General features: G+C 63.6%; 23 protein-coding genes and 1 riboswitch. Of the genes, 10 read left to right on the top strand and 13 right to left on the bottom strand.

Going from position 1 to position 25,469, the window contains the following annotated elements; translation table 11 throughout:
* Nucleotides 1–60: 60 nt before the first annotated feature.
* The 6 genes from fba to tkt form a co-directional block, all read right to left on the bottom strand.
* Nucleotides 61–1,125, bottom strand: a complete 1,065-nt coding sequence (gene fba, locus ACNFHO_RS20045; protein ID WP_009399343.1) for a class II fructose-bisphosphate aldolase — start codon at nucleotides 1,123–1,125, stop codon at nucleotides 61–63.
* 100 nt (nucleotides 1,126–1,225) lie between these two features.
* Nucleotides 1,226–1,555, bottom strand: a complete 330-nt coding sequence (locus tag ACNFHO_RS20040) for an MliC family protein (RefSeq protein WP_054895470.1) — start codon at nucleotides 1,553–1,555, stop codon at nucleotides 1,226–1,228.
* A gap of 106 nt (nucleotides 1,556–1,661) precedes the next feature.
* Nucleotides 1,662–1,913 carry a hypothetical protein gene (locus ACNFHO_RS20035; RefSeq protein WP_371105668.1) on the bottom strand — a complete coding sequence of 84 codons (252 nt, stop codon included), beginning with the start codon at nucleotides 1,911–1,913 and terminating at the stop codon, nucleotides 1,662–1,664.
* On the bottom strand, nucleotides 1,913–3,076 hold the full coding sequence (locus ACNFHO_RS20030; RefSeq protein ID WP_416767144.1) for a phosphoglycerate kinase: 1,164 nt from the start codon (nucleotides 3,074–3,076) through the stop codon (nucleotides 1,913–1,915). Before ACNFHO_RS20030 ends, ACNFHO_RS20035 begins: the two co-directional genes overlap by 1 nt.
* 12 nt (nucleotides 3,077–3,088) lie before the next feature.
* Nucleotides 3,089–4,150, bottom strand: coding sequence for an erythrose-4-phosphate dehydrogenase (epd, locus tag ACNFHO_RS20025; protein WP_054895473.1), 1,062 nt, complete (start codon nucleotides 4,148–4,150; stop codon nucleotides 3,089–3,091).
* Between the two features lie 151 nt (nucleotides 4,151–4,301).
* Nucleotides 4,302–6,299, bottom strand: coding sequence for a transketolase (tkt, locus tag ACNFHO_RS20020; RefSeq protein WP_054894815.1), 1,998 nt, complete (start codon nucleotides 6,297–6,299; stop codon nucleotides 4,302–4,304).
* A 297-nt stretch (nucleotides 6,300–6,596) separates the two neighbouring features.
* Here tkt and ACNFHO_RS20015 point away from each other — a divergent pair, with 297 nt between their 5' ends.
* From ACNFHO_RS20015 to ACNFHO_RS20005, 3 genes are all read left to right on the top strand, one after another.
* Nucleotides 6,597–7,595, top strand: a complete 999-nt coding sequence (locus tag ACNFHO_RS20015; RefSeq protein ID WP_063546517.1) for a metalloregulator ArsR/SmtB family transcription factor — start codon at nucleotides 6,597–6,599, stop codon at nucleotides 7,593–7,595.
* A gap of 12 nt (nucleotides 7,596–7,607) precedes the next feature.
* The gene (gene metK, locus ACNFHO_RS20010; protein ID WP_063546518.1) at nucleotides 7,608–8,798 is read left to right on the top strand and encodes a methionine adenosyltransferase; all 1,191 of its coding nucleotides are present in this window, start codon (nucleotides 7,608–7,610) and stop codon (nucleotides 8,796–8,798) included.
* Nucleotides 8,799–9,002: 204 nt separating this feature from the next.
* The gene (locus tag ACNFHO_RS20005) at nucleotides 9,003–9,398 is read left to right on the top strand and encodes a DUF1090 domain-containing protein (protein WP_054894818.1); all 396 of its coding nucleotides are present in this window, start codon (nucleotides 9,003–9,005) and stop codon (nucleotides 9,396–9,398) included.
* Nucleotides 9,399–9,444: 46 nt separating this feature from the next.
* Here ACNFHO_RS20005 and ACNFHO_RS20000 read toward each other — a convergent pair whose 3' ends face one another.
* A complete protein-coding gene (locus tag ACNFHO_RS20000; RefSeq protein ID WP_414155832.1) occupies nucleotides 9,445–9,891 on the bottom strand; it encodes a c-type cytochrome in 447 nt (148 codons plus the stop codon).
* Nucleotides 9,892–10,010: 119 nt separating this feature from the next.
* On the opposite strand from ACNFHO_RS20000, the gene ACNFHO_RS19995 reads away from it, so the two are divergent.
* Nucleotides 10,011–11,162 (top strand): murein transglycosylase A, encoded by a 1,152-nt coding sequence (locus ACNFHO_RS19995; protein WP_063546522.1) that lies wholly within the window; start codon nucleotides 10,011–10,013, stop codon nucleotides 11,160–11,162.
* Between the two features lie 39 nt (nucleotides 11,163–11,201).
* Here ACNFHO_RS19995 and ACNFHO_RS19990 read toward each other — a convergent pair whose 3' ends face one another.
* Both ACNFHO_RS19990 and ACNFHO_RS19985 read right to left on the bottom strand, forming a co-directional pair.
* Nucleotides 11,202–11,588: an MAPEG family protein gene (locus ACNFHO_RS19990; RefSeq protein ID WP_054894820.1), complete on the bottom strand. Its 387-nt coding sequence runs from the start codon at nucleotides 11,586–11,588 to the stop codon at nucleotides 11,202–11,204.
* 24 nt (nucleotides 11,589–11,612) lie between these two features.
* Nucleotides 11,613–12,446: an EamA family transporter gene (locus tag ACNFHO_RS19985; RefSeq protein ID WP_416767143.1), complete on the bottom strand. Its 834-nt coding sequence runs from the start codon at nucleotides 12,444–12,446 to the stop codon at nucleotides 11,613–11,615.
* Between the two features lie 200 nt (nucleotides 12,447–12,646).
* Between ACNFHO_RS19985 and ACNFHO_RS19980 the strand changes: the two genes are divergently transcribed.
* The gene (locus ACNFHO_RS19980; RefSeq protein ID WP_065863852.1) at nucleotides 12,647–13,882 is read left to right on the top strand and encodes a cation:proton antiporter; all 1,236 of its coding nucleotides are present in this window, start codon (nucleotides 12,647–12,649) and stop codon (nucleotides 13,880–13,882) included.
* Nucleotides 13,883–13,940: 58 nt separating this feature from the next.
* Here ACNFHO_RS19980 and ACNFHO_RS19975 read toward each other — a convergent pair whose 3' ends face one another.
* Complete coding sequence (locus tag ACNFHO_RS19975) at nucleotides 13,941–14,342, bottom strand: acyl-CoA thioesterase (protein WP_054894823.1); 402 nt, start codon at nucleotides 14,340–14,342, stop codon at nucleotides 13,941–13,943.
* Nucleotides 14,343–14,521: 179 nt separating this feature from the next.
* Nucleotides 14,522–14,617, top strand: a riboswitch (S-adenosyl-L-homocysteine riboswitch).
* Nucleotides 14,618–14,638: 21 nt separating this feature from the next.
* On the opposite strand from ACNFHO_RS19975, the gene ahcY reads away from it, so the two are divergent.
* The 4 genes from ahcY (at nucleotide 14,639) to ACNFHO_RS19955 (ending at nucleotide 20,437) form a co-directional block, all read left to right on the top strand.
* Complete coding sequence (ahcY, locus tag ACNFHO_RS19970) at nucleotides 14,639–16,048, top strand: adenosylhomocysteinase (protein ID WP_065863853.1); 1,410 nt, start codon at nucleotides 14,639–14,641, stop codon at nucleotides 16,046–16,048.
* Between the two features lie 131 nt (nucleotides 16,049–16,179).
* Nucleotides 16,180–17,025: a methylenetetrahydrofolate reductase [NAD(P)H] gene (gene metF, locus ACNFHO_RS19965; protein WP_065863854.1), complete on the top strand. Its 846-nt coding sequence runs from the start codon at nucleotides 16,180–16,182 to the stop codon at nucleotides 17,023–17,025.
* Between the two features lie 91 nt (nucleotides 17,026–17,116).
* Nucleotides 17,117–18,193 (top strand): hypothetical protein, encoded by a 1,077-nt coding sequence (locus ACNFHO_RS19960; RefSeq protein ID WP_416767142.1) that lies wholly within the window; start codon nucleotides 17,117–17,119, stop codon nucleotides 18,191–18,193.
* Between the two features lie 339 nt (nucleotides 18,194–18,532).
* On the top strand, nucleotides 18,533–20,437 hold the full coding sequence (locus tag ACNFHO_RS19955; RefSeq protein ID WP_416767141.1) for a DEAD/DEAH box helicase: 1,905 nt from the start codon (nucleotides 18,533–18,535) through the stop codon (nucleotides 20,435–20,437).
* Nucleotides 20,438–20,490: 53 nt separating this feature from the next.
* Here ACNFHO_RS19955 and ACNFHO_RS19950 read toward each other — a convergent pair whose 3' ends face one another.
* From ACNFHO_RS19950 to ACNFHO_RS19940, 3 genes are all read right to left on the bottom strand, one after another.
* Nucleotides 20,491–21,069: a YceI family protein gene (locus ACNFHO_RS19950; RefSeq protein ID WP_054894828.1), complete on the bottom strand. Its 579-nt coding sequence runs from the start codon at nucleotides 21,067–21,069 to the stop codon at nucleotides 20,491–20,493.
* A gap of 34 nt (nucleotides 21,070–21,103) precedes the next feature.
* Nucleotides 21,104–21,655: a cytochrome b gene (locus ACNFHO_RS19945; RefSeq protein ID WP_065863857.1), complete on the bottom strand. Its 552-nt coding sequence runs from the start codon at nucleotides 21,653–21,655 to the stop codon at nucleotides 21,104–21,106.
* Between the two features lie 217 nt (nucleotides 21,656–21,872).
* On the bottom strand, nucleotides 21,873–23,672 hold the full coding sequence (locus ACNFHO_RS19940; RefSeq protein WP_063546538.1) for a flavin monoamine oxidase family protein: 1,800 nt from the start codon (nucleotides 23,670–23,672) through the stop codon (nucleotides 21,873–21,875).
* A gap of 259 nt (nucleotides 23,673–23,931) precedes the next feature.
* Between ACNFHO_RS19940 and ACNFHO_RS19935 the strand changes: the two genes are divergently transcribed.
* Nucleotides 23,932–25,338, top strand: coding sequence for an adenosylmethionine--8-amino-7-oxononanoate transaminase (locus tag ACNFHO_RS19935; protein WP_063546540.1), 1,407 nt, complete (start codon nucleotides 23,932–23,934; stop codon nucleotides 25,336–25,338).
* Nucleotides 25,339–25,469 lie beyond the last annotated feature (131 nt).

The following is a 25,469-nucleotide window of genomic DNA, read 5'->3' as shown; positions in this document are numbered from 1 at the left end:
CCACCGTCCGGCCATAAAAAAACCCGCATTTCTGCGGGTTTCTGCCAGGCCATCAGCGGATCAGTTGACCTTTGCGGCCAGCTCGCCCTTGGCGTAACGCAGGTACATCTCATCCAGCGAAACCGGCTTGATCTTCGACGCGTTGCCAGCGGTACCGAAGGCTTCGTAACGCGCGATGCAGATGTCACGCATGGCTTCGACGGTCTTGGCGAAGTACTTGCGCGGGTCGAACTCGGACTTGTTCTGCTCCAGGAAGCGACGAATCGCGCCCGTGGACGCCAGACGCAGGTCGGTGTCGATGTTGACCTTGCGCACGCCGTGCTTGATGCCTTCGACGATCTCTTCGACCGGCACGCCGTAGGTCTCTTTGATGTCGCCGCCGAACTCGTTGATGATCGCCAGCCAGTCCTGCGGAACCGACGAGGAACCGTGCATCACCAGGTGAGTGTTGGGGATACGCTGGTGGATCGCCTTGATGCGGTCGATCGCCAGGATGTCGCCGGTAGGCGGCTTGGTGAACTTGTAGGCGCCGTGGCTGGTGCCGATGGCGATGGCCAGGGCATCGACCTGGGTCTTCTTGACGAAGTCGGCAGCCTCTTCCGGATCGGTCAGCATCTGGCTGTGGTCCAGGATGCCTTCGGCGCCGACGCCGTCTTCTTCACCGGCCTGGCCGGTTTCCAGGCTGCCCAGGCAGCCCAGCTCGCCTTCCACCGATACACCGCAGGCGTGGGCGAATGCCACGGTCTGCTGGGTGACGCGCACGTTGTATTCGTAGTCGGACGGGGTTTTGCCGTCCTCACGCAGCGAGCCGTCCATCATTACCGAGCTGAAGCCCAGCTGGATCGAACGTTGGCACACGTCAGGGCTGGTGCCGTGGTCCTGGTGCATGCACACCGGGATGTGCGGGAATTCTTCGATCGCCGCCAGGATCAGGTGACGCAGGAAGGGAGCACCGGCGTACTTGCGAGCACCGGCGGAGGCCTGGACGATGACCGGAGAGTCGGTCTTGTCGGCGGCTTCCATGATGGCGCGCATCTGCTCGAGGTTGTTGACGTTAAAAGCTGGAACGCCGTAGCCGAACTCGGCGGCGTGGTCCAGCATCTGGCGCATGCTAATGAGTGCCATTGTGTATCTCTCTCCCGACAAGCGTCGTTGTTTCGTGCAAGCCTGCCGCAGGGGCGGTTGCTGTTCAAGTAGTTGTGGACCACCGTCGCGGTCCGGCCAATCACGGTGCCTTGCAGCCCCGCCCAATCAGATCGTTGGTCGCTTCCCAGTACACCAGGCCTTCATTACCCTTGGTGTGGAAGGCAAGCACGCCATCGCTGTACAGCGCGCCCGAGGCGCCGGGCTCGGCCTTGAGCCGGTAGACCTGGTCAGCGCCGCCGAGGCGGACATCGACCGACTGCTGCGCGGCATCGGCGAAGCGCCACAGCACTTCGGCCTGGCTGTCGCAGACCCAGCGGGTCCAGTTGTCCGTCGCGGCAGGTTGCGACGGTTGCAGCAGGGAGCAGCCTGCCAGGGTCGCCAGGGCCAGTACGGCCAGCAGCGCTTTCATTGAGTATCCTCGCTTCGAAGTCGGTGGTGCGGCTTGCCCGCGAAGGCCGCACCGCCGCTCCTCTGTTCAAGACCACAAAACAGCCCATCGGTTGCCCGCTGTCCGATCAAGGGCAGCCGGGCGCCTTGCGCTGGTGTTCTTCGTCGTACTTCTCCAACCCGTCCGGCCCCAGGCGCTTGTTGATCACCGGCACCGTCTCCGCCTGCCACTGCGACTGGTAACAGCCGCCCTTTGGCTCGCCGGCGGGCTCGCTTTGCGGGGCGCCGCCACTGGAGCAGGCACCCAGCAACAAGGCCACGATCATCACAGGCAATTGCTTGACCATCAGGTCGCTCCCTTTGCCAGGCGCCGTCACTATCAGGCCTTGGCCCGTTCTTCCAGGATTGCCACGGCAGGCAGGACCTTGCCCTCGACGAATTCGAGGAACGCACCGCCACCGGTAGAAATGTAGGAGATATCAGCCCCAACGCCATACTTGTCGATGGCCGCCAGGGTGTCGCCACCACCCGCGATGGAGAACGCGGCGCTTTCGGCGATGGCCTTGGCCAGCACTTTAGTGCCGTTGCCGAACTGGTCGAACTCGAATACACCGACCGGACCGTTCCACAGGATGGTCTTCGACGACTTCAGCAGCTCGGCGAAGTTGGCGGCGGTCTGCGGGCCGATATCCAGGATCATGTCGTCGGCGGCCACGTCAGCAATGGCCTTGACGGTGGCTTCGGCGCTCTCGGCGAATTCCTTGGCAACGACCACATCGACCGGCAGCGGTACGCTGACCTTGGCGGCGATGGCCTTGGCGGTCTCGACCAGGTCAGGCTCGTACAGCGACTTGCCGACCGGGTGACCGGCCGCGGCGAGGAAGGTATTGGCGATGCCGCCGCCGACGATCAGCTGGTCGCAGACGGTCGACAGGCTGTTGAGCACGTCGAGCTTGGTCGAGACCTTGGAGCCGGCAACGATGGCCGCCATAGGCTTGGCCGGCGCCTTCAGGGCCTTGCCCAGGGCGTCCAGCTCGGCCGCCAGCAGCGGGCCGGCAGCAGCGATCTTGGCGAACTTGGCCACACCGTGGGTGGAACCCTCGGCGCGGTGGGCGGTGCCGAAGGCGTCCATGACGAACACGTCGCACAGGGCGGCGTACTTCTGCGCCAGCTCGTCGGCGTTCTTCTTCTCGCCCTTGTTGAAGCGTACGTTTTCGAACAGCACCACCTCACCGGCCTTGACCTCGACGCCGTCGAGATAGTCGGCGACCAACGGCACCGCACGGCCCAGGGCCTTGCTCAGGTAGTCGGCGACCGGCTTGAGGCTGTTTTCCTGGGAGAACTCGCCCTCGGTCGGGCGGCCCAGGTGCGAGCAGACCATCAACGCAGCACCCTTTTCCAGGGCCAGCTTGATGGTCGGCAGCGCAGCCAGGATACGCGCATCGCTCGTTACCACACCGTCCTTCACAGGCACGTTGAGGTCTTCGCGGATCAGTACGCGCTTACCTTGCAGGTCGAGGTCGGTCATCTTCAACACGGTCATGAATGCAGTCCTTCAGGGCTGTTTGCTGCGGGTTTGGTGGACGACGTGCAGATAATGTTCGGCAACGTCGAGCATACGGTTGGCGAACCCCCATTCGTTGTCGAACCAGGCCAGCAGGTTCACCAGGCGGGGGCCGGAGACGCGGGTCTGGCTGGCATCGACGATGGCCGAATGCGGGTCATGGTTGAAATCACAGCTGGCATGGGGCAGTTCGGTGTAGGCCAGCAGGCCTTTGAGCGGGCCGTCCAGCGCCGCCTCGCGCAGCACCCGGTTGACCTCGGCAGCCGTAGTGTCACGGGCAGTCTGCAGGGTGATGTCCAGGCACGAGACGTTGACGGTCGGCACGCGTACCGCTTTGGCCTGGATTCGCCCGGCAAGTTCCGGCAACAGGCGCTCGATGCCGCGCGCCAGACCAGTGGACACCGGGATCACCGACTGGAACGCCGAACGGGTACGGCGCAGGTCTTCGTGGTGGTAGGCGTCGATCACCGGCTGGTCGTTCATCGCCGAGTGAATGGTGGTGATCTGCACGTACTCGATGCCGAAAGCCTGGTCCAGCACGCGCAGCAGCGGCACACCGCAGTTGGTGGTGCAGGAGGCGTTCGAGACCAGCAGTTCGTCGCCGGTCAGGCGATGCTGGTTGATACCGTAGACCACCGTGGCATCGATATCTGCCTCGCTGGCCATCGGCTGCGAGAACAGCACGCGCGGCGCACCGGCGTCGAGAAAACGCTGGCCATCGGCGCGGGTGTTGTAGGCACCAGAGCACTCCAGCACCAGGTCGATGCCCAGCGCGGCCCAGTCGATGCCTTCAGGGGTGGCACTGCGCATGACTTTCACGCAGTCGCCATTGATATGCAGACAGTCGCCGTCAACGCTCACCTCGCCGGGGAACCGCCCGTGGGTGGAGTCGAAGCGCGTCAGGTACTCCAGGCTGGCCTGGTCGGCCAGGTCATTCAACGCAACGATCTCGAACCCGGCCTTCGCCCCCCGCTCGAACAGTGCGCGCAGGACACAGCGGCCGATGCGGCCGTAACCGTTGAGTGCAACTTTGTAGGGACGAGGGTGGGACATTCAGCGCTCACGAAACAGATCGATTGTCGTCAGTCTGCAGGATTTGCGGTGCGGCATTCGCGGGCAAGCCCGCTCCCACAAGGTCAATTGCAACCTCTGTGGGAGCGGGCTTGCCCGCGAACAAGGGCGACACCGCCCGCAGATCGTTACATCAGTCTTCCAGCAGCTCTTCGGCGGTACCCAGGATGTTCTCCAGGGTGAAGCCGAACTCCTCGAACAGCGCGGCGGCCGGGGCCGATTCGCCGTAGGTGGTCATGCCGATGACGCGGCCTTCGAGGCCGACGTACTTGTACCAGAAGTCGGCATGGGCAGCTTCGATGGCGATACGCGCACCGACTTCCAACGGCAGTACCGACTGCTTGTAGGCAGCGTCCTGGGCGTCGAACACGCTGGTGCTTGGCATCGACACGACGCGGACCTTGCGGCCCTGCTCGCTGAGCTTGTCGAACGCCTGGACCGCCAGGCCCACTTCGGAACCGGTGGCGATCAGGATCAGCTCAGGCTCGCCGGCGCAGTCCTTGAGCACGTAGCCGCCACGGGCGATGTCGGCGATCTGCTGGGCGCTGCGCTCCTGGTGCTGCAGGTTTTGACGCGAGAAGATCAGCGCCGAAGGGCCGTCCTTGCGCTCGAGGGCGGCTTTCCAGGAAACGGCCGACTCGACCGCGTCACCCGGACGCCAGGTGTCCAGGTTCGGCGTGCTGCGCAGGCTGGTCAGTTGCTCGATCGGCTGGTGGGTCGGGCCGTCTTCGCCCAGACCGATGGAGTCGTGGGTGTAGACGTGGATGACGCGTTGCTTCATCAGGGCCGACATGCGCACCGCGTTGCGGGCATATTCCATGAACATCAGGAAGGTGGCGCCATAAGGCACCAGGCCGCCGTGCAGCGCCACGCCGTTCATGATGGCGGTCATGCCGAACTCGCGCACGCCGTAGAACACGTAGTTGCCGCTGGCGTCATTGGCCTCGACGCCCTTGCAACCTTTCCACAGGGTCAGGTTGGAACCGGCCAGGTCCGCCGAACCACCGAGGAACTCGGGCAGCAGCGGGCCGAAGGCGTTGAGGGTGTTCTGGCTGGCCTTGCGGCTGGCGATGGTCTCGCCCTTGGCGGCGACTTCATTGATGTAGGCCTGGGCCTTCTCGGCGAAGTCGGCCGGCAGGTCGCCAGCAGCGCGGCGCTTGAACTCGGCGGCGAGTTCAGGGAAGGCCTTGGCGTAGGCGTCGAAACGCTGGTTCCACTCGGCTTCGGCCTTGGCACCGGCTTCCTTGGCGTCCCACTCGGCGTAGATGTCGGCCGGGATTTCGAACGGGCCGTGGTTCCAGTTCAGTTCCTTGCGGGCCAGGGCGATTTCGTCGTTGCCCAGCGGCGCGCCGTGGCAGTCTTCCTTGCCCTGCTTGTTCGGCGAGCCGAAACCGATGATGGTCTTGCAGCAGATGAGGGTCGGACGGTCGCTCTTGCGCGCGGTCTCGATCGCCATCTTGATTTCTTCGGCGTCGTGGCCGTTGACGTTGCGAATGACCTGCCAGTTGTAGGCTTCGAAACGCGCCGGAGTGTTGTCGGTGAACCAGCCGTGGACTTCGCCGTCGATGGAGATGCCGTTGTCGTCGTAGAAGGCGACCAGCTTGTTCAAGCCCAGGGTGCCGGCCAGCGAGGCGACTTCGTGGGAAATACCTTCCATCATGCAGCCATCGCCCAGGAACACGTAGGTGTTGTGGTCGACGATCTGGTGGCCTTCACGGTTGAACTGCGCTGCCAGCACTTTCTCGGCGAGGGCGAAACCGACCGCGTTGGCGATGCCCTGGCCGAGCGGGCCAGTGGTGGTCTCGACGCCTGGGGTGTAGCCATATTCCGGGTGGCCCGGGGTACGGCTGTGCAGTTGGCGGAACGCCTTCAGGTCATCGATGGACAGGTCGTAGCCGGTCAGGTGCAGCAGCGAATAGATGAGCATCGAGCCATGGCCGTTGGACAGCACGAAGCGGTCACGGTCGGCGAAATTCGGGTTGCTCGGGTTGTGCTTGAGGTAGTCGCGCCAAAGCACTTCGGCGATATCCGCCATGCCCATGGGGGCACCTGGATGGCCGCTGTTGGCCTTTTGCACGGCATCCATGCTGAGGGCACGAATGGCGTTGGCACGATCACGACGGCTGGGCATCGCTTATCTCCTGAGGCTTGAATAAGTGGTGAAACGAAAAAAGGCGGCCATTTTCGCCCACTGGGGGCCTTGGGGGCAATGACGGATGGTCGCAGTCGGGGATTTTTCCTGTGATTGGCTGGCACTTCGGGTAAAAAACGTGGGACCAGCCTCATGCTTTGCGCGAGTGAACCCGCCCACACAGCCCCCGGAGCCCCCGGAGCCCCCGGAGCCAGGCATCAGCCACCCATCAGGCAATATCAAAACTTTTTGATATTGCCTTGCCAGGGCAACGATGCCTGTCTAGACTGCCGCCCCATGAACCTGCGTGCGCAAGCGATACCCCAGCAAAGCGACGCACTGGCTGCCCTGTGCAAGGCCAGTGGCGATGCGCTGCGCCTGAATGTCCTGCGCGCCCTGGCCAGCGACTCGTTCGGCGTACTGGAGCTGGCGCAGATCTTCGACATCGGCCAGTCCGGCATGAGCCACCACCTCAAGGTGCTGGCCCAGGCCGAACTGGTGGCCACGCGCCGCGAAGGCAATGCGATCTTCTATCGCCGCGCCCTGCCCGACAGCCTGCGCCAGGGCGGACGCCTGCACGCGGCCCTGCTCGAAGAAGTCGACGAACTGGCCCTGCCGGACGACGTGCAGGCGCGTATTGCCCAGGTGCAGCAGCGCCGCGCGGCCACCAGCCAAGACTTTTTCCAGCGCGTCGAAGAGAAATTCCGTGCCCAGCAGGACCTGATCGCCGGCGTGCCGCAATACCGCGAAAGCCTGCTATCCCTGCTCGACAAGCTGAGCTTTGGCAGCGACGCCAGCGCGCTGGAGGTTGGCCCCGGCGATGGCGGCTTCCTGCCCGACCTGGCGCAGCGCTTCGCCCAGGTCACGGCGATGGACAACAGCCCGACCATGCTCGAGCTGGCGCGCCAGGTCTGCGAACGTGAAGGCCTGGATAATGTAATCCTGCAGTTGGCCGATGCACTGGGTGCAACGGATGTGGAAGCCGACTGCGTTGTGCTGAACATGGTCCTGCACCATTTCAGCGACCCGGCCCTGGCCTTGCGCCTGCTGGCCAAACGGGTGAAGGCGGGCGGCAGCCTGCTGGTCACCGAGCTGTGCAGTCATGACCAGGGGTGGGCGCGGGACGCCTGCGGCGACCTCTGGCTTGGCTTCGAGCAGGACGACCTGGCCCGTTGGGCCAATGCTGCGGGGCTGATCCCCGGGGACAGCCTCTATGTTGGCTTGCGTAACGGTTTCCAGATTCAGGTCCGCCATTTCCAGCGGGCCGCTGGCGACACACACATCGGTAAATTTTAGGAACCCCTCGAGATGAGCGAATACTCCCTTTTCACTTCCGAGTCCGTGTCCGAAGGGCATCCGGACAAGATCGCCGACCAGATTTCCGACGCAGTCCTGGACGCCATCATCGCCCAGGACAAATACGCCCGCGTAGCCTGTGAAACCCTGGTCAAGACCGGTGTCGCCATCATCGCCGGCGAAGTCACCACCTCGGCCTGGGTCGATCTGGAAGACCTGGTGCGCAAGGTCATCATCGACATCGGCTACAACAGCTCCGACGTCGGCTTCGATGGCGCCACCTGCGCCGTGATGAACATCATCGGCAAGCAGTCGGTGGACATCGCCCAGGGCGTCGACCGCTCCAAGCCGGAAGACCAGGGCGCAGGCGACCAGGGCCTGATGTTCGGCTACGCCAGCAACGAAACCGAAGTGCTGATGCCTGCGCCGATCTGCTTCTCGCACCGTCTGGTCGAGCGTCAGGCCGAAGCGCGCAAGTCCAAGTTGCTGCCGTGGCTGCGCCCGGACGCCAAGTCCCAGGTCACCTGCCGCTACGAGAACGGCAAGGTGGTCGGCATCGACGCGGTGGTCCTGTCGACCCAGCACAACCCTGAAGTGTCGCAGAAAGACCTGCAGGAAGCGGTGATGGAGCTGATCGTCAAGCACACCCTGCCGGCCGAACTGCTGCACAAGGGCACCCAGTACCACATCAACCCGACCGGCAACTTCATCATCGGCGGCCCGGTGGGCGACTGCGGCCTGACCGGCCGCAAGATCATCGTCGACTCCTACGGCGGCATGGCCCGTCACGGTGGTGGCGCGTTCTCCGGCAAGGACCCGTCCAAGGTCGACCGCTCCGCCGCCTACGCCGGTCGCTACGTGGCCAAGAACATCGTCGCTGCAGGCCTGGCCGAACGTTGCGAGATCCAGGTCTCCTACGCTATCGGCGTAGCCCAGCCGACCTCCATCTCGATCAACACCTTCGGTACCGGCAAGGTGTCCGACGACAAGATCATCCAGCTGGTGCGCGAGTGCTTCGACCTGCGCCCCTACGCGATCACCACCATGCTCGACCTGCTGCACCCGATGTACCAGGAGACTGCCGCCTACGGTCACTTCGGCCGTGAGCCGCAGCAGAAGACCGTGGGTGACGACACCTTCACCACCTTCACCTGGGAGCGCACCGACCGCGCCGCCACCCTGCGCGACGCCGCCGGCCTGTAAACACCCGGCCTGACAAAAGCCCCTGGCGAGTGATCGACAGGGGCTTTTTCGTTTCCAGAAATTACTGCAAGTCCGTGTAATGCACTGATTACGTAGGCACTTTCCTCATCTTGCCAGCGATCAGTCCATTGCGGTTTCCAAATGGGCAAAATCAGGGCAGGATTTCCCTTTTTGCCGCCCTGCCCTGAAAAGAGGCTCTAGTTCATGAAATCAGTTTCCACGCTCGTTCTGCTGGCTGCCGTCGGCCTGGCCGCCGGCCCCTTGCAGGCCGCCCAGCCCGAGCCCGGTCTCACCGGCTGCGCCGCCAAGCGCAGCGCCATCGAAAACCAGTTGAGCGAAGCCCGCGCGCACAACAACAGTGCCCAGGTCGCAGGCCTGGAAAAAGCCCTGAGCGAAGTCACGGCCAACTGCACCGATAGCAGCCTGCGCAAGGAGCGCGAGCAGAAGGTGCTCGACGCCCGGCATGAAGTGAACCAGCGCACCAAGGACCTGGACAAGGCCATGAAGAAGGGCGACTCGGAGAAGATCAACAAGCGCAAGGAAAAGCTCGCCGACGCCAAGAAGGAACTGCAGGAAGCGGTCGACGAACTCGAGCGCTGAGGCCAACGGCAAACGCGGTCGCTCCCACACAGGGCACCGCAGACCATCAATGATTGCGAAACTCGGTATGACAGGCCTTGCACGCAGCCTCGACGCGGTCCATCGGTGCCTTCAGCCCAGCAGCATCCAATGGCTGGCTGCGGGTCACACCGACCAGGTCGCCGGTAACGCTCTCGAGCTGGCGGGCCAGGTCATGAAAACGCGCCTGGCGCTCCCAGACCTCAGGCCGGGCGCTGCTATCTCCCCCGTCACGAGCCTGCGGGAAGTGCTGCCAGGGTTCGTGGGCCAGGGTATCGAGCTTTACCGCCCCTTCGGCGAACCTCCCCCCATCGAACGGCAAGCGGCCGCGCAACATGCCGCCCAGGTCTTCGCTGGTCTTGAGCATGTCCTTGAAGATTGCCTTGCGCTGGCCCAATGGCGAGTTCGGATCGACACGCTCGCAAGCGGTCAGCGTCAGGGTGGCGAGCAGTACTACGGTCAATCGCTTGAACATCACGGTCTCTTCGGCCTGCATGAACGGGTCGCCAGTATCGCCGCCCGCCGGGCAAAGACCAATAGCCACACAAAAGACAAGGGCGAATTTTCATCCCCGCCCGTAACAGGACCCCGCTTATGAAATCTGCTTTGCGCCCTCTGGCCTGGGTGCTCCCGGCCTTGGCCCTGCTGGCCGGCTGCAACGGCGGCGAGGGCACCAAGCCCGAGCCCCACGCCATCGCCACCTATACCGGTGCCACCTGGCAAGATTTGCCGAGCGTCACTGACAGCGACCTGGTCGCAGGCTTCCAGGCCTGGCGCAACGGCTGCGAGAAACTCAAGCGCGACCCGGTCTGGGCTGCGACGTGCAGCGCGGCGGCTGCGGTGCCAGGCGATCCGGCCCAGGTACGTGCCTTCCTGCAACAGAACCTGCAGGTCTACGGCCTGCGCTCCGCCGAGAACAACGCCAACGGCCTGATCACCGGTTACTACGAACCGGTCTACCCAGGCAGCCTGACGCGCACGGCACAAGCCCAGGTCCCCGTCTATGGCCCTCCCGACGACATGATCGTGGTCGACCTGGCCAGCGTATACCCGGAGCTCAAGGGCAAACGCCTTCGCGGTCGTATCGAAGGTCGTGTGCTCAAGCCCTACGACACCGCCGAAGTGATCAACCGCCAGGGTGTGAAGGCGCCGGTGCTGGCCTGGCTGACCGACCCGATGGACCTGCAATTCCTGCAGATCCAGGGCTCCGGTCGCGTGCAACTGGAGAGCGGCCGCCAGCTGCGCCTGGGCTACGCCGACCAGAACGGCCACCCTTACCGACCGATCGGCCGCTGGCTGGTGGACCAGGGCCAGTTGAAGAAAGAAGACGTGACCATGGGCAGCATCCACGCCTGGGCCCAGGCCAACCCACAACGGGTGCCGGAGCTGCTGGCGAGCAACCCGAGCTATGTGTTCTTCGCCGCAGGCCCCGACAGCGACGAGGGCCCGCGCGGCTCGCTCAACGTGCCATTGACCGCGGGCTACAGCGTGGCCATCGACCGCAAGGTGATTCCGCTGGGCAGCCTGCTGTGGCTGTCCACCACCCGACCGGACGGCTCGCCAGTGGTGCGCCCGGTAGGCGCGCAGGACACCGGCGGCGCGATCACCGGCGAGGTGCGCGCCGACCTGTTCTGGGGGACCGGCCCCGAGGCCGGCGAGCTGGCTGGGAACATGAAGCAACAGGGGCAGATCTGGATGCTGTGGCCCAAGGGGGCTGCTCTGCCTGAAGTGCCGAAGGTGCCGTGATCGGGGGTTAAGCTATCGCGGGGCAAGCCCGCGATGGCTTCATGCCGATACGACGAACAACGACACGATCAACGCCAATCCGGCGAACCACACCAGCGAGCGCAACGCTGCCCAGTCCGCCAGATAGCAGATGATGTACAGCAGGCGGCTGGTGATATACAGCACCGCCAGCACATCCTGGGTCACCTGCTCGGCGTTGCCGACGATATCCGCCACCAGCACCGCTGCGGCAAAGGCTGGAAACGCCTCGTAGCCGTTCTGCTGCGCCGCATTGGCGCGCCGAGGCAGGCCCGAGAGCGTGTCGAGAAAGGCTCGCGGATCATGGTTGTCGCTCAAGCCAAAACGGCCACTGGCGACTTTGGCAATCAATGCGCACAAAGGCGGCAGGACCAGGGCGATCAGGATGCACCACAGGGCAACGGTCATGGACAGGCTCCTCGTTCAGAAAGGTCAGAGCTTCATCACCAGCATGCCTGCCAGGACCAGCCCGCAAGCTAGGAGTCTCGGGCCGCCAAAAGGTTCTTTGAGATAGCGCATGCCCAACAGCACCACCAGGATCACACTGACCTCCCGCAGCGCCGCCGCCTCCGCCACCGACCCCAGATGCATGGCCCACAACACCAGGGCATAACTCAGCAATACACACAGCCCGACCGCCAACCCGAGTCGCCATTGGCTGCGCCAGAACAGCACGAAGGGTGCACGTCGGGCCACGCCCGCCAGCACCGGGAACGGCCAGGCACTCAGCAGAGTGAGCCAGACCAGGTAGTCCCACGGTTTACCCCACAGGCGCACCGCCTGGCCGTCGAACCAGGTGTAACAGCCGATGCACAGGCCGATCAGCGCCACCACCGGCAGCATCGACCAGGGCAACCGATCACCGCCACCGCCCTGCCAGAGCAGACAAACCATGCCGCAGGGGATCAGCAGGATGCCAATGATCTGCTGGCCGCTCAGCGACTCACCGGCGAAAGCCAGGGTCAGCCCCAGCACCACCAGCGGCGACAATCCACGCATCAGAGGATAGACCAGGCCCAGGTCACCGACCCGGTAGGCCTTGATCAGCAGGACACGATAGACCTGCTCGGCCAGCGCCGAGGCCAGCAGCCACGGCCAGATCGCGGCCGGAGGGGGCTCGACGAACGCCACCGCGAGCACCGCGAAGACCAGCGCCACCGCGTCCATGCTGGCGATCACCAGCAGGCGTTCTGCGCTGAACTTGATGAGGGTGTTCCAGGTGGCATGCAGCAGGGCGGCGATCAGGACGAGGGAAGTTGCCAGCACGCGGAAGGTTCCTTGAACAAGACTCGCGTCACTATATACGCGATCCGGGCAGCGCCTGTAGGCGCCGCTTCAGCCGTGAATTGAGGAACGATCCTGATAATTCCGGTCATAAGGTGTGTCCCGAGTGCTCCGTCAGGCCATCAAAGAACTGCCCGAGCTGTTCGGGTTACGACTTGGAAGCCATTGTCACAGGATTCAGGATGCTTGAATTAGTTGCCGCGTTCATCTGCCTCACCACCCTCCTCACCTATGTGAACTACCGTTTCATCGGCCTGCCGCCCGCCATCGGCGTGATGGTCACCGCCCTGCTGTTCTCACTGATCCTGCAAGGCCTGAGCCTGATCGGCTTTCCCGGCCTGGAGGAACGCGTCGAAGGCTTGATGAACCAGATCGACTTCAATGACCTGCTGATGCACTGGATGCTGTCGTTCCTGCTGTTCGCGGGCGCTTTGCACGTCAACCTCGGCGACCTGCGCAGCTACCGCTGGCCAATCGGCCTGCTCGCCACCATCGGCGTTCTGATCGCCACCGTGGTAATCGGCTATCTCGCCCACTGGGTGTTCGCGATGTTCGGCTGGGACGTACCGCTGATCTACTGCCTGCTCTTCGGCGCGCTGATCTCGCCGACCGACCCCATCGCGGTGCTCGGTGCACTGCGTACCGCCAACGCCTCCAAACCGCTGAAGACCACCATCGTCGGTGAGTCGCTGTTCAACGACGGCACCGCGGTGGTGGTGTTCACCGTGCTGCTGGGCATCATCCAGCTCGGCGAGACGCCAAGCGTTTCCGACACCGCCATCCTGTTCGCCCGCGAAGCCGTAGGCGGCGTGGTGTTCGGTGGGCTGATCGGCTACGCCACCTACCGCATGATCAAAAGCATCGAGCAGTATCAGGTCGAGGTGATGCTGACCTTGGCACTGGTGATCGGTGGCTCGGCCATGTGCTACGAACTGCACGTGTCGGCGCCGATCGCCATGGTGGTAGCCGGCCTGATCATCGGCAACCTGGGGCGTAACCTGGCGATGAACGACATGACCCGTCGCTACATGGATGGTTTCTGGGAGCTGATCGACGACATGCTCAACGCCCTGCTCTTCGCCCTGATCGGCCTGGAGCTGTTGCTGCTGCCGTTCAACTGGCTGCACCTGGCAGCAGGTGGCGTGCTTGCGGTCGCGGTGCTGGCATCGCGCCTGTTGACCGTGGCACCGGCCATCGTCTTGCTGCGGCGCTGGCGCGAAGTGCCACGTGGCACGGTGCGGGTACTGACCTGGGGAGGCTTGCGCGGGGGTGTATCGGTGGCCTTGGCGCTGTCGCTGCCGGTGGGTGACGAACGCGACCTGCTGCTGTCGATCACCTACATCGTGGTGCTGTCGTCGATCCTGGTGCAGGGGCTGACAATCGGCAAGGTGGTGCGACGGGTAAGCGCCCAGCCGTGATGACGATGGCGCGCACTTCGCGGGCAAGCTCGCGAAGTGCGCCGCACGGTTTCCAGCTCTACTCCACCGCCGAATCCGGGAACTGATCCTGGATGTACTTGATCTCGGTGCGCCCGTGCGGTGCCGGCAGGCCATCCTCGCCCAGATTGACGAAGACCATCTTGTCGACGGTGAGGATACTCTTGCGGGTGATCTTGTTGCGCACTTCGCACTGCAGGGTGATCGAGGTGCGGCCGAACTCGGTGGCGGTGATACCCAGCTCGATGATCTCGCCCTGGCGCGAGGCGCTGACGAAGTTGATCTCGGAAATATACTTGGTCACCACCCGCTGGTTGCCCAACTGGACGATGGCGTAGATCGCCGCTTCCTCGTCGATCCAGCGCAACAGGCTGCCACCGAACAAGGTGCCGTTGGGATTGAGGTCTTCGGGTTTTACCCATTTGCGCGTGTGGAAATTCATTACAACTCCTGACGTGCCTGACTGACGTGGGGTAATGATGGCAGACCCGCCGGTCAGCCTCCATTGAACATCGACTATCGTCGCGATAAATCGACAGAAAGTCTTGGGTGTGTCACACGGGCGCGGCTATAATCTCGCCGTTTTCCAATGGCCACCCGCTGCGGTGGTCATCCCGCCACCTGTCCGAGGGGCGCTGCAGCAGGTTCACCTGTCAGGCTCGGATGGGGCGTTGTCCGCTGCTGCGGACGCTCAACGCACAACGGCGCCCATTCGCACACTACGAATGGAGGCTCTTCATGAGCGCTGTAAACACGCCCGCTGGTTTTTCCGACTTCAAGGTCGCCGACATCTCCCTGGCCGACTGGGGCCGCAAGGAAGTCATCATCGCCGAATCGGAAATGCCCGCACTGATGGGCCTGCGCCGCAAGTATCAAGCCGAGCAACCGCTCAAGGGCGCGAAGATCATCGGCTGCATCCACATGACCATCCAGACCGCCGTGCTGATCGAGACCCTGATCGCCCTGGGCGCCGAAGTGCGCTGGTCGTCCTGCAACATCTTCTCCACCCAGGACCAGGCTGCTGCCGCCATCGCCGCTGCCGGTATCCCGGTATTCGCCTGGAAAGGCGAAACCGAGCAGGAGTACGAGTGGTGCATCGAGCAGACCATCCTGAAAGATGGCCAGCCCTGGGACGCCAACATGGTTCTGGACGACGGCGGTGACCTGACCGAAATCCTGCACAAGAAATACCCGGCCATGCTGGACAAGATCCACGGCGTGACCGAAGAGACCACCACTGGCGTGCACCGCCTGCTGGACATGCTGGCCAAAGGCGAGCTGAAAGTCCCGGCGATCAACGTCAACGACTCGGTCACCAAGAGCAAGAACGACAACAAGTACGGCTGCCGTCACAGCCTGAACGACGCCATCAAGCGCGGCACCGACCACCTGCTGTCGGGCAAGCAGGCCCTGGTGATCGGCTACGGCGACGTGGGCAAGGGCTCGGCCCAGTCCCTGCGTCAGGAAGGCATGATCGTCAAGGTCACCGAAGTCGATCCGATCTGCGCCATGCAGGCCTGCATGGACGGCTTCGAAGTGGTCTCGCCGTTCAAGGACGGTATCAACACCGGTACCGAAGCTGGCATCAACAAGGACCTGCTGGGCCGCATCGACCTGATCGTCACCACCACCGGTAACGTCAACGTCTGCGACGCCAACATGCTCAAGGCCCTGAAAAAGCGCGCAGTGGTCTGCAACATCGGTCACTTCGACAACGAGATCGACACCGCCTTCATGCGCAAGAACTGGGCATGGGAAGAGGTCAAGCCACAGGTGCACAAGATCCACCGCACCGGCGCCGGCACCTTCGATCCGCAGAATGACGACTACCTGATCCTGCTGGCCGAAGGCCGCCTGGTGAACCTGGGCAACGCCACCGGCCACCCGAGCCGCATCATGGACGGCTCGTTCGCCAACCAGGTACTGGCGCAGATCTTCCTGTTCGAGCAGAAGTTCGCCGAGCTGCCAGCTGCGAAGAAGGCCGAGCGCCTGACCGTCGAAGTGCTGCCCAAGAAGCTCGACGAAGAAGTGGCCCTGGAAATGGTCCGCGGCTTCGGCGGTGTAGTCACCCAGCTGACCCCACAGCAGGCCGAGTACATCGGCGTGACTGTCGAAGGCCCGTTCAAGCCCGACGCGTACCGCTACTAAGCGGCATGCGGCGCGCACTGCGCGCCGCAGCAGCGCAAGGATCTGAACGACGCCCAAGCCAGATCGGCCATCACCGATCTGGCTTTTATTTGCAGCTTGGCGCTTGAAGCACGCTGCCAGAGGAACGACCGATGTCCCAGGAACGCCGCTACAGTTTCGAGTTCTTCCCGACCAAGACCGATGCCGGTCACGAAAAACTCATGGCCGTTGCCCGTCAACTGGCCACCTATAACCCCGACTTCTTCTCCTGCACCTACGGCGCCGGCGGCTCGACTCGCGACCGCACGCTGAACACTGTTCTGCAACTGGAAAACGAAGTGAAGGTCCCGGCAGCCCCGCACCTGTCGTGCGTCGGCGACAGCAAGGACGACCTGCGCGCCCTGATCGCCGAATACAAGGCGGCCGGAATCAAGCGCATCGTCGCCCTGCGCGGTGACCTGCCATCCGGCATGGGCATGGCCAGTGGCGAATTGCGCCATGCCAGCGACCTGGTCGAGTTCATCCGCCAGGAAACCGGTGACCACTTCCACCTGGAAGTTGCCGCCTACCCCGAAATGCACCCGCAGGCGCACAACTTCGAGGACGACCTGGCCAACTTCGTACACAAGGTCAAGGCCGGTGCCGACAGCGCCATCACCCAGTACTTCTTCAACGCCGACAGCTACTTCTACTTCGTCGAGCGCGTACAGAAGCTGGGCGTGGATATTCCGGTAGTGCCCGGCATCATGCCGATCACCAACTACAGCAAGCTGGCGCGCTTCTCCGACGCCTGTGGTGCCGAGATTCCGCGCTGGATCCGCAAGCAGCTGGAAGCCTACGGCGACGATGCCGCCAGCATCCAGGCATTCGGTGAAGAAGTGATCAGCAAGATGTGCGAAGAGCTGCTGCAAGGTGGCGCACCGGGCCTGCACTTCTACACGCTGAACCAGGCCGAGCCGAGCCTGGCGATCTGGAACAACCTCAAGCTGCCGCGCTGAAACCTATTGGTAACAATAGCTTAAGCAATGATTAAGGCTCCGAACGTAGATTGGAGCCTTGATCATTCAAGCTGATACAAGGTTTCCCCCGATGCAGCCGTGCAACCGTGACACCCCGCAACTCGTCTACCTCGCCTTCGGCCCGGCTACCTATCACCAGGAAGCCTGCTTCAGCATCGTCAGCGCCCTGGCCAACCTGCGCAAGACGCCAGGTGAAGCCATGGACATCCAGGTCTACACCGACAACCCCGAACCCTACGCCAAGCTGCCCGTCACCGTGCACCTGCTCGATGAGCACACGCGTACAACCTGGAACCAGCCGCACGGGTATCACTTTCGCAGCAAGCATGTGCTGCTGCGCCATGTCCTCGAACAGCACCCGCTGGCAGTGCTGATCGATACCGATACCTTTTTCCGCCAATCGCCCATAGAGCTGTTCCGCCGGGTAAAGCCCGGCAGCCTGCTGTGCAATGCCATTGGCGGTCGCTACGGCGAAAACCAGAAGTGCCTGCTGTACAAGAACCTGCTGACGCTCCTGCAACAGCGTGCCCTGGCCGACTGCCAGATGCCGCTGGTCAACTCCGGTGTCATGGGCCTGACTGCGCAGGATGCAACGATCCTGGACCACTCCATCGCGCTGATGGACGAGCTTTATCCCCTGGCACGCGAGCCCTATACGCTCGAAGAGTTCTGCCTGGCGGTCGCCGCCTACCGCACGTTGCAACTGGCCACCTGCACCGACGTCATCCATCACTATTGGAGCCGCAAGGCCCAGTTCCGTGCCAAGATCCAGGCGTGGTTGCGCAAGCACGGCGACGATCCATTCGGCGAGGCCGCGATGGCCGACATCACGCTGGTCAACGATCAACTGCCTCGCCCCCCCACCCTGCACCGCCTCGGCTACAAGGCCATGAGCCTCACGCTACCCAGTCGTCACCGCCAGTTCGCCCGTGAACTGCTCTACGGCTGCTACCCCTACGACAACGAATTCGACCGCGCCTGCGCCACGGCGTGGTGGGACAAGGCCCTGGAAAACTTCAATCAGCGCCAGGGCGGCATGAGCCCCGAGCAACTGCGCGAATGCTTGCGCCAACCCGGCCTTCGTCTGTCGCTGGGCACGCGTCACAAAGATATCGAACGGCATCTGATCGACGCACAGCAAGCCTGAGTACAGCCCTGCTGGCGATCGCGGAGCGCGCCTGTACTGCCCAGCATGCGCGCAACGCAAACTCCGCCGAACATTTTCTCGGCGCCGTTGAGCAGCAGGATCGCAGCACATCGCGATAGCTCTGTTATACTCGGGCCTTCCCGCCCGGCTCACGCCCGGACGCTCGGCCTCGCAAAAGGCATCTCGACCAGCAGCGACGCACCCTCAAGTGCCCGCCCGCCGCCTCCAGGATGCGCAGTGTAAGCCCAGCTGGACCGGACGCGATCGCATCCCACCGATGCCAGTCGCGCCAGGCAGAACATCCCACAGGGCCCAGCCCAAACGAGAACAGGATTGCCCATGTCCTTTGCTTCCCTCGGTCTCTCCGAGGCACTTGTCCGCGCTATCGAGGCTGCGGGCTACACCCAGCCTACCCCGGTGCAACAGCGGGCCATTCCCGCCGTGTTGCAAGGCCGCGACCTGATGGTCGCCGCGCAGACTGGCACTGGTAAAACCGGTGGCTTCGCCCTGCCGATCCTCGAGCGCCTGTTCCCAGGTGGTCACCCCGACAAATCGCAGCGTCACGGCCCGCGCCAACCGCGCGTCCTGGTCCTGACCCCGACCCGCGAACTGGCCGCACAGGTCCACGACAGCTTCAAGATCTATGCCCGCGACCTGAACTTCATCAGCGCCTGCATCTTCGGCGGCGTCGGCATGAACCCACAGATCCAGGCGATGGCCAAGGGTGTCGACGTTCTGGTCGCCTGCCCGGGCCGTCTGCTCGACCTGGCCGGCCAAGGCAGCGTCGACCTGTCCAAGGTGGAAATTCTCGTTCTGGACGAAGCCGACCGCATGCTCGACATGGGCTTCATCCATGACGTGAAGAAAGTCCTCGCACGCCTGCCGGCCAAGCGCCAGAACCTGCTGTTCTCGGCGACCTTCTCCAAGGACATCACCGACCTCGCCGACAAGTTGCTGCACAACCCCGAGCGCATCGAGGTCACGCCGCCCAATACCACCGTCGAGCGTATCGAGCAGCGCGTCTACCGCCTGCCTGCCAGCCACAAGCGTGCGCTGCTGGCCCACCTGATCACCCTCGGCGCCTGGGAACAGGTGCTGGTCTTCACCCGTACCAAGCACGGCGCCAACCGCCTTGCCGAGTACCTCGAAAAGCACGGTCTGACCGCTGCCGCGATCCACGGCAACAAGAGCCAGAATGCGCGCACCAAGGCTCTGGCCGACTTCAAGGCCAACAGCGTGCGAGTGCTGGTCGCCACTGACATCGCCGCCCGTGGCCTGGACATCGACCAGTTGCCGCACGTGGTCAACTTCGAACTGCCCAACGTCGAGGAAGACTACGTCCACCGCATCGGTCGTACTGGCCGTGCTGGCCGCTCCGGTGAAGCCATTTCGCTGGTGGCACCTGACGAAGAGAAACTGCTCAAGAGCATCGAGCGGGTGACCAAGCAGAGGATCCCGGATGGCGACCTGATGGGCTTCGATGCCTCGCAGGTCGAGGCCGAGAAACCCGAGGTGCGCGAGCGCCAGCAGAACAACGGCCGTGGCGGGCGCAACCAGCAGCAACGTGCCGAAGGCAGCAAGGAAGGCAGCGGCGGACGCAAGGACAAGGGCAAGGACAAAGGCAAGGCCAAGCAACAGGCCGCCGACAAGCCTGCCGACAAGGGCACTGCGGGCGACAAGCCGCAGCAGAAGAAGCAGGAGCCACGCAAGCAGCGCGACAACAAGAAGCCGCGTCAGCAGCAGGCCGGCCAGGCCCAGGGCAATGCCCCCAAAGTACCCGCCGATCGCGACCCGGAAGAGTTCCTGGACGACGATATCGACAACTTCGGCAACCGCGCCGACTACGTCAGCCCTTACCAGAACGGCAAGAACCAGGGCCGCAACCGTCGCCCGGGCGGCAACGGCGGCCAGGCTCAAGGCCAGGGGCAGCGTTCGGGTTCGGGCCAGCCTCGCAGCAACAACGGTAGCGGCGGCCAGCGCCAGGGCGGCCAGGGTTCTGGCGAGAAGCGCCCCCGCAACAACAATGGTGGTGGTGCACGCCGCGATGGCAACCCGGGCCGTGCGCGCCGGGACGACAGCAACCGCCAGGAACCTGCCGTACGCAATCCGCGCGAGTCGCAGAGCACGCCTGTGATCATCCGCAAGGAATCCAAGCTCGACCGTTACCCGACGCCCGAGCAACTGGACGACCTGCCGAGCCGCCCCCGTGGCGAGCGTCCGGCGCTGTTGACCCGCAAGGGCTGACAGAAACGACAAGGGGCCGCATAGCGGCCCCTTGTCGTTTCAGATGACGCGAATCACTTCTGCTTCACGCCTTCCAGGCTGATGTCCAGATCCAGGGTCTGGGAAGTCGGGCCTGGGCCCTTGATGCCAAAGTCGTTCAGGTTCAGCGTGGTCTTGGCGTTGAAGCCAGCGCGCTCGCCACCCCACGGGTCCTTGCCCTCGCCGTTGAACACGGCCTTGAAGGTGACCGGCTTGGTCACGCCATGCAGGGTCAGGTCGCCGGTCACGTCGGCAGTCTTGTCACCGGTGGACTTGACGGCCGTGGAGACGAACTTGGCGTCGGGATATTTCTTCACATCCAGGAAGTCGGCGCTGGCGATGTGCTTGTCGCGCTCGGCATGGTTGGACCACAGGCTGGCAGTCTTCAGGTCGACGCTGATCTTGCTGGCTTCAGGCTTGGCGCTGTCCCAGGAGAACGAACCGTCGAAGTCCTTGAATGTGCCGTGGATGAAGCTGTAGCCCAAGTGGCTGATCTTCCAGTCGACGAAAGCATGCTGGCCTTCCTTGTCGATCTTGTAGTCAGCGGCCATGGCCTGACCAGCGCCAATCAGAGCGGTACCGAGCGCCAGGGCGGCAAAAGTCTTTTTCAACATCCTTACTTCCTTCCTTTGCAATTGAGGTTGAGAGTCAAGCTTTGCGGCCCAGCATACGAGCCAGGGTCGCGTCACGGTCAATGAAATGGTGTTTCAAGGCTGCCAGGGCATGCAGGATGGCGAAAATCACCAACCCCCAGGCCAGATACAGGTGAATCACACCGGCAGTGTCCGCCTGATCGGGCAGGTTGCTGACCAGTGCCGGTACTTCGAACAGGCCGAAGACCGGAATGCCGACACCGTCGGCAGTGGAGATCAGGTAGCCGGCGGCCATGACCGCGAACAACCCCAGATACAGCGCCAGGTGCCCCAGCTTGGCGGCCATGCGGGTGAGTGACCCGTGGCTGGCCGGAGCCGGTGGAGGTGGGCTGATCAAACGCCAAAGTACCCGCAGCAGCATGACAGCCAGTAATACCAGGCCAATGCTCTTGTGCAGGTCGGGCCCGGCTTTGCGCCAAGGATCGTAGTAGTCGAGACCGACCATCCACAGGCCCAGACCGAACAACCCGAATACGACAAGGGCCACGCCCCAGTGCAGGAAGATGCTGACCGCACCATAGCGAGAAGCAGAATTGCGCAGTTGCATGTTGGCGTATTCCCCGTGAAAGCTGTGCACAAGATAACGCGATAAGTATCGAAATAAAGCGGAAAAGTCCGCTTCTTATAATCGAGAAAATCGATAGCTTATTTTGAATTCATCCAATTAAGAAAACATTAACGGTAGGTGAACGCGGGGGGACTTGCCAGGCCAGGCAACAGCGCGGGCACATCGCGGCAATGCCACGAGTGCCCGCAATGACCAATCAGTTGGCCTTGGCCTGAGTGTCGGTCGAGGGTTTCTTCTTGACGGGCTCGGCTTTTGCGGCGGCCTTCTTCACCGGCTCCGTCTTGCTGGCCTGCTTGGCCGGCGGCTTGTGCGCTGGTGCGTGCTTGGCAGGTGCAGCCTTGGTCGGTGCAGCCTTGGCGGGTTGAGCCTTGACCGGTTCTTCCTTGGCCACAGGCGCAACGGCCGGCGCCGCTGGTGCGGCTGCAGGAGCAGGAGCTGGCGGCGCGGGTGTCGGCTCGGCGGCCTTGGTCACCGGCTCGGTCTTGGCCACCGGTTTGTCGTCGCCACCGAACAGACGGGAGAAGAAGCCAGGCTTGTTGTCCTTGGCGGCTGCCGCGCCGACTGCAGCAGCGCCCGCAGCGGCAGCGACCGGCGCCGCCTTGACCACTGGATCGAAGGATTTGCCAGCGGCCAGGTCCTCGACCTGGCCCGCGGCACGCTGGCCACTGCGCAGCGCGCCTTCCAGGGTGCCCGGGTAAAGTGCATCGGTGTGTTCGCCAGCAAAGGCGACACGTTGCACCGGGCGCTCCCACAGACGCCAGTACTTGCTGATCTGCCCCGGCCCGTAGGCCAGGTAGGCGCCGCCGGTGCCGGCGTCGGTGCTGTAGCGCTTGACCTCGTAACCGGTAAAGGCGCCACGAGCCTGAGGGTAGAAGGCATGCAGGCGAATCAGCACCTGGTCGACCATCTGCTTGTCACCGAAGGCCTGCAGCAGGCGGGCGTTGTCGCCGGACAGGTTGATCACCACATTGGCACCGCCCTTGAGCGCCGGTTCGATCCACAGCATGCCCAGGCCTGCGTTGCTGAAGATCTCGCCCGACATACGCGAGCGGCTCTCCCACACCGGGTTCTTGAACTTGAGCAGCAACTGGTCGCGCCAGCCGTAGTTGGTGCCTTTGAGTGCCGCCAGATGCTGGTTGTCCAGCCCCGGCGTCATCTGGATCTTGGCCAGCGCGCGCAGCGGCACGGCAAGGACCAGATAGTCAGCCTGGTAGCCCACGGCCCCCACCTTGACGGTGACGCCGTCCTTGTCCTGGACGATGGCGGTGACCGGCGAGCTGGTCTTGATGGTCTTGAGTTGCTTGACGAAGGCCTGTGCCAGTACCGGGCTGCCGCCAGGCAGGCGTGCCGCCCGCAGGTCTCGATCGCCAACCCCACGATAGACCCGGCTCTGCTGGGCGAAATAGAGCAACGACAGGCGCGAGGGCTCGTCATAGCGGGTACGGATCTGCTGATTGATCAACTGACGGGCGGTCGCTGGTAGTTGCAGCTTGTCCAGCCAGGTGGAGACGTTGATCTGATCGAGTGCGAACAACGTGCTGTTGGCAGCCGGGTTCAGCGGATCATCGATCGAACGGGCCAGGTCATCGAGGGTCTTCTCGTAGCGCTTGATCGCCTCGGCGGTCGCGGGCTGCTTGGTGGCGAGGTCGGCCGCGCTGAAGTACTCACCGTCGATCAGGTAGCCTGGGGTACGCACGAACTCGGGCGCAGGCAAGGTTTCCAGCTTGAAGCGGTCCAGGTACTGATTGAGTACCGGCTGCGCCTTGTTGTTGCCGATCCACTCGCTGGTCGCCAGTCCCGAGCGGCCACCCATGCCGCCCTTGGCTTCGAGCAGGGTCACCTGCCAGCCCTTGGACTGCAGCTCATAGGCCGCCGTCAGGCCGGCCAGGCCACCACCGACGACAATGGCCGTGGGGGTCTTGTCCTTCGCCAGCGCACCAGCGCTGGATGCACCAATCAATACCAACGCGCACAGGCGCACCCAAGCAGCAGCCATGTCGGCGAACTCCGGATCAGAAGCGAAATGTAAGTGGGGAGGATCTCCCCAGGAGAGATGCGCTAAGAATACGTCAGGTCCCAGGAGCCTGCCAGCACAGCGCTATCAAGTGCTTCGAATGGTTCGGTTTTCTATGTTGAGCCTTTCATGGGCTAGCCCGCTACCACGCAAGCCTGCACAAAATCCAAGGTTGTTCCTGGGGGTGCCTTTGCTTAGGCTTACGCCGTCCTACTTGCCACCCCAGCCAGGAGATCCGCCCATGGGCCTGAATCAACAGTGGATGCAGCGCGACCTCAAGGTCCTGTGGCACCCCTGCACCCAGATGAAAGACCACGAGAGCCTGCCGCTGATCCCGATCCGCCGCGGCGAGGGTGTCTGGCTCGAGGACTTCGAGGGCAAGCGCTATCTGGACGCGGTCAGCTCCTGGTGGGTCAACGTTTTCGGCCATGCCAATCCGCGCATCAACCAGCGCATCAAGGATCAGGTCGACCAGCTCGAACACGTCATCCTTGCAGGCTTCAGCCATCAGCCGGTGATCGAGCTGTCCGAGCGCCTGGTGGCCATGACCCCGGCCGGGCTGGATCGGGTGTTCTACGCCGACAACGGCTCGTCATGCATCGAAGTGGCGCTGAAGATGAGCTTCCACTACTGGCAGAACAAGGGCCAAGGCGCCAAGAAGCGCTTCGTCACCCTGACCAACAGCTACCACGGCGAAACCATCGCCGCGATGTCGGTCGGCGATGTACCGCTGTTCACCGAAACCTACAAGGCCCTGCTGCTCGACACCATCAAGGTGCCCAGCCCCGATTGCTACCTGCGCCCTGAAGGCATGGGTTGGGAGGAACACTCGCGCAACATGTTCGCAGCCATGGAGCAGACCCTGGCCGAACACCACGCCACGATCGCCGCGGTCATCGTCGAGCCGCTGATCCAGGGCGCTGGCGGCATGCGCATGTATCATCCGGTTTACCTCAAGCTGCTGCGCGAAGCCTGCGACCGTTACGGTGTGCACCTGATCCATGACGAAATCGCCGTCGGTTTCGGCCGCACCGGCACGATGTTCGCCTGTGAGCAGGCCGGTATCCGCCCAGACTTCCTTTGCCTGTCCAAAGCCCTGACCGGTGGCTACCTGCCGCTCGCCGCCTGCCTGACCACCGATGACGTGTACCAGGCCTTCTACGACGACTACCCGACCCTGCGCGCCTTCCTCCATTCGCACAGCTACACCGGCAACCCGCTGGCCTGCGCCGCCGCGCTGGCGACCCTGGACATCTTCGAGCAGGACCAGGTGATCGACGCCAACAAAGCGCTGTCGGCGCGCATGGCCAGCGCCACCGCGCACCTGGTCGATCACCCGAACGTGGCCGAAGTGCGCCAGACCGGCATGGCCCTGGCCATCGAGATGGTCAAGGACAAGGCCGGCAAGGTCGCCTATCCGTGGCAGGAACGCCGCGGCCTGAAGGTCTTCGAGCATGCCCTGACCCGCGGCGCGCTGTTGCGTCCGCTGGGCAGCGTGGTGTATTTCCTGCCGCCCTACGTGATCACCCCGGAGCAGATCGACTTCCTGGCCGAAGTGGCCAGCGAAGGCATCGATATCGCCACCCGTGACAGTGTCAGCGTGACGGTGCCTGCCGATTTCCATCCCGACTTCCGCGATCCGGGCTGACTACCACCTAACCCTGTAGGAGCGGGCTGGGCCCCCCCTAAAGGCGGTGATGCCCACGGGCCGTCGCGGGGCCCCCCCCCCCCCCCCCTGGGGATCGGCTCCCCCCAATACCCCGCCCAACCAAGAGCAGA

Origin of the sequence: Pseudomonas sp. NY15374, from assembly GCF_048068255.1 — a bacterium.
Lineage (GTDB): Bacteria > Pseudomonadota > Gammaproteobacteria > Pseudomonadales > Pseudomonadaceae > Aquipseudomonas > Aquipseudomonas machongensis.
Note: the sequence above shows the minus strand (reverse complement) of the source record. Positions and strands in the feature narration are given on the sequence as shown.